We start from the raw sequence: 4,081 nt of genomic DNA, 5'->3' as shown, positions 1-4,081 counted from the left end.
GGCGGCCGCGGCGACCACGGTCGCGACCGGGGCCCGCCGGGCCACCGCGACGCCGAGGGGCAGCACCGCCGAGGCCGCCGCGTAGGGCACGAAGGACATCCCGGGGACCAGCGGCCAGCCGCGCTCGGTGCCGGTGGCGCGCAGCCCCGCGCACACCGCCCACGGGGTGGTCAGGGCCAGGGGCAGCAGCTCGCGCCGGACGGTGCTCATCACGGGCCATGATCGACCACGGGGTCGTCGTTCACCTCGTTGCGGTAGAAAGCGCACCTCAGACCAGCGGACGAGCGACCAGGAGTGGGTGCAGCGTGGCGACCGAGCACACGGAGATCGAGCGGAAGTTCGACGTCGAGGAGACGTTCGCGCTGCCCGACCTCGCGGGGGTGCCGGGGGTCGCCTCGGTCGGCGACCCCGTGGTGCACGAGCTGGCGGCCACCTACTACGACACCGCCGACCTGCGGCTGGCCCGCGCCCGGATCACCCTGCGCCGCCGCACCGGGGGACCCGACGACGGCTGGCACCTCAAGCTCCCCGCCGCCGCGGGTGCCCGCCGGGAGCTGCACTCCCCGCTGGGCCGGGCGGTCAAGGCCCCGCCGCGGGCGGTGCTGCTCCCCGTCCTCGGCGTCGTCCGGCGGGCCCCGGCCGGCCAGGTCGCCACCCTCGCCACCCACCGCACCGTCGTCCCCCTGCTGGCCGAGGACGGCCGGGTGCTGGCCGAGGTCGCCGACGACCAGGTCACCGGCACCGCGCTGCCGGCCAGCCCGGGCGAGGCCACCGTCGTCACCACCTGGCGCGAGGTCGAGGTCGAGCTGGTCGACGGCGACGAGGAGCTGCTGGGCGCGGTCGGCGCCGAGCTGGTGGTGTCCGGTGCCCGGCCCTCGGCGTCGGCGGCGAAGCTGACCCGGGTGCTCGCCGACCGGCTGGCCGGCCCGCCGCCGTCCCCGGTCGCCGACGAGGCCGACGACGAGGACGAGGACGCCGCCGTCGACGCGGCCCCGGTGGTCGAGGAGCCGCTGCCCTCGGGCAAGAAGGCGCGCGCCAAGGAGCTCGCCCGCCGCGAGGAGGCCGCGAAGAAGGCCGCCAAGCAGGCCAAGAAGGCGGCGAAGGCGGCGAAGAAGGAGGCCGCCGAGGCCGCCCGGCTGGCGGCGATCCCCAAGGCCGGCGAGGTCGTGGTGGCCGCGGTCGCCGGTCAGCTGGAGGCGCTGCAGCGCGCCGACCTCATGGTGCGCACCGACGTCCCGGACGGCGTGCACCAGGTGCGGGTCGCCGCCCGCCGGATCCGGAGCATCCTGGCCGCCTACCGGCCGGTGCTCGACCGCACCCGCACCGACGCCGTCCGCGACGAGCTGCAGTGGCTGGGCCGGGAGCTGTCGGGCACCCGCGACGCCGAGGTGTCCCTGGAGCACCTGCGCGCGCTGGTCGCCGCCCAGCCGCCGGAGTTCGTGCTCGGCCCGGTGGCTGCGCGGCTGGAGCAGGCCGAGATGCAGGGCGAGACCGGCGGGACCGAGCACGCCGTCGCCACGCTGAGCCTGTCCCGCTACCTGAACCTGCTGGAGTCCCTGCACGCCCTCATCGCCTCCCCTCCGCTGGCGCAGCGCGCCGGCGAGCCCGCCGCCGACGTCCTGGCCGACGTGCTGCGGAAGACGGTGAAGCGGCTGCGGAGGCTGGTCGAGACCGCCGAGGACGCCGAGTTCGCCGAGGACGGGGCGGCCCCGCACGGCGCGGCCGAGAGCCCCTACGAGCTCGCGCTGCACGAGGTGCGCAAGGCCGGCAAGCGGGTGCGCTACACCGCCGAGGTCGCCGCCCCCGTCCTGGATGCCGGGGGGAAGAGGAACGGCGCCGTCATGGGCGTGGTCGACGCCATGAAGCAGCTGCAGGACGTGCTCGGCGACCGGCAGGACACCGTGGTCACCCGGGAGCTGTGCCGCACCCAGGGCCTGGCCGCCTTCAATGCCGGCGAGGACGCCTGGACCTACGGCCGGCTGCACGCCCTGGAGGAGATGCGCGCCGTGCAGGCCGAGCGGGACTTCTGGGCGCTGTGGGCGACGCTGGCCCCCGTGCTGAACGGGGTGGTGCGGACGAAGTGAGACTGGCACCGTGATCGCCTTCGGTGCCGTCGTCTCCCTCGCGATGGTGCTGCTGCACGGGTACCTGTGGTCCCGGCTCGTGCGCAGCACCACCCGGCCGGGGGTGGCCCGCCGGTGGCTGACGGTCGCCGTCGTCGTCCTCGCCGTCCTGGTCGTGGCCGCCGTCGTCGGCCGGCGGTCCCTGCCGTTCTCGGTGCAGACCCCCCTGGACTGGGTCGGCTACACCTGGCTGGGCCTGGCGTTCTACCTGTTCCTGGCACTGCTCGTGCTCGAGCCGGTCCGCTGGCTGCTGCGCGCGCGGCAGCGGCGCGCTCCGGCCCCGGAGCCCGAGCCGGTGGCCGTCGCCGAGCCCGAGCCCGAGCCGGCCGACGTGTCCCGGCGGCTGTTCCTGGCCCGGTCGCTGGCCGTCACCGCCGGCGTCGCGGCCGCGGGGACGGCGGGGTACGGGCTGTGGGCGGCCAACTCCGCCCCCCTCGTGCGTCGGGTGCCGATCCGGCTGGCCGGGCTGGCACCCGAGCTGGCCGGCTACCGGATCGTCACCTTCTCCGACGGCCACCTGTCCGCGACCTACGGCGGGCGCCGGTTCGAGCGGCTGGTGGAGACGGTGAACGCCCAGCAGCCCGACGTCGTCGCCGTGGTCGGGGACCTCGTCGACGGGTCGCTCGCGCAGCTGCGCGAGGACGTGGCGCCGCTGGGGGACCTGGTCAGCCGGCAGGGTGCGTTCTTCGTGACCGGCAACCACGAGTACTTCGTGCCCGACACCGACGAGTGGCTCCGGCACCTGCCCACCCTGGGGGTGGACGTGCTGCGCAACGAGCGGGTGGAGCTCGGCCGGGGCGAGGCGGTGTTCGACCTGGCCGGCATCGACGACCGGACGGCGGCGTCCTCCGGGCTGCCCGGCCACGGCGCCGACCTCGACGCGGCGCTGGACGGCCGCGACGACACCCGGCCGGTGGTGCTGCTGGCCCACCAGCCGGTGCAGGTGGAGCAGGCCCGGGCGGCCGGGGTGGACCTGCAGCTGTCCGGGCACACCCACGGCGGGCAGCTGTGGCCCTTCGACTACGCCGTGCTGCTCGACCAGCCCGCGGTGGAGGGGCTGTCCCGGCAGGGGGACACCCAGCTCTACGTCACCGCTGGTGCCGGCTACTGGGGCCCGCCGATGCGGGTCGGCGCGCGGCCCGAGGTGACCGTCATCGAGCTGCAGCCGGAGTAGCTCAGATCGAGCGCAGGGCCTCGAACGCCTCGTCGACGAGCTCGGTGAGCGGGCGGTCGCCCCCGGAGGCCGCCCAGCGCAGGAACGCCGTCGTCGAGGCGCTCAGGCAGGCCGAGACCACCACGACGTCGGCCGCACCGGCGGAGGTCACCAGGTCCACGCCGAGGGCGTCGGCCAGCGCGGCCGCCGACGCCCGTTCCCGGTCGTAGGCGCGGCTGCGCAGCGCAGGTTGCTGGTGCACCAGCGTCCAGCGGCGCAGCAGGTCCTCCTGCTCGGCGGTCTGCAGCTCGGCCACCATCGCGTGCAGCCCGCGCCGGATGCGTTCGGGCAGCGGCAGGTCGGCCGGCTGGCGGGCCAGGTGGGCACCGATCCAGGCGAGGTCCTGCTCGGGCAGGACCACGTGCTCCTTGGTGCGGAAGTAGGCGTAGAAGGTCGGCACGGAGACGTCGGCGGCCTCCGCGATGTCGGCCACCGACACCGCCTCGTAGCCCCGCTGCGCGATGAGGTCGAAGGCGGCGGCGACCAGGCGGCGACGGGTGGCGTCCCTTTTCTGCGCTCGCCAGTCCCGGTTCACCACCTGCGCATCGTCGCAGGTCCAGGCCCGGACCGCGGGTCGAGTGCGGTCAGGCGCGCAGGTGCGGGGCCACGACGGCGGCCAGCAGCTCGGGGACCGCGCCGCCGGTGGCGCCCGCGGGGTCGGTCCCGGTGAGCCAGCGGGCCACCAGCACCGCGCCGGCGGCCTCCAGCGCGAGCGCCACGACCCCGCCGTCGGCGACCTCGCCGC

The 4,081-nt window shown here is 76.2% G+C and carries 3 protein-coding genes and 1 pseudogene; 2 read left to right on the top strand and 2 right to left on the bottom strand.

Going from position 1 to position 4,081, the window contains the following annotated elements; all coding sequences use genetic code 11:
• Positions 1 to 210, bottom strand: a pseudogene (locus NH342_RS22225) (hypothetical protein); the annotation flags it as partial.
• A 95-nt stretch (positions 211 to 305) separates the two neighbouring features.
• Here NH342_RS22225 and NH342_RS22220 point away from each other — a divergent pair.
• Positions 306 to 2,084 (top strand): CHAD domain-containing protein, encoded by a 1,779-nt coding sequence (locus tag NH342_RS22220; RefSeq protein WP_253018430.1) that lies wholly within the window; start codon positions 306 to 308, stop codon positions 2,082 to 2,084.
• Positions 2,085 to 2,094: 10 nt separating this feature from the next.
• The gene (locus NH342_RS22215) at positions 2,095 to 3,297 is read left to right on the top strand and encodes a metallophosphoesterase (protein ID WP_253018428.1); all 1,203 of its coding nucleotides are present in this window, start codon (positions 2,095 to 2,097) and stop codon (positions 3,295 to 3,297) included.
• Between the two features lies 1 nt (position 3,298).
• Here the strand turns inward: NH342_RS22215 and NH342_RS22210 are convergent, their stop codons facing one another.
• A complete protein-coding gene (locus NH342_RS22210; protein ID WP_253018426.1) occupies positions 3,299 to 3,874 on the bottom strand; it encodes a TetR/AcrR family transcriptional regulator in 576 nt (191 codons plus the stop codon).
• Positions 3,875 to 4,081: the final 207 nt, after the last annotated feature.

The organism is Klenkia sp. PcliD-1-E (assembly GCF_024124375.1).
GTDB lineage: Bacteria > Actinomycetota > Actinomycetes > Mycobacteriales > Geodermatophilaceae > Klenkia.
Note: the sequence above shows the minus strand (reverse complement) of the source record. Positions and strands in the feature narration are given on the sequence as shown.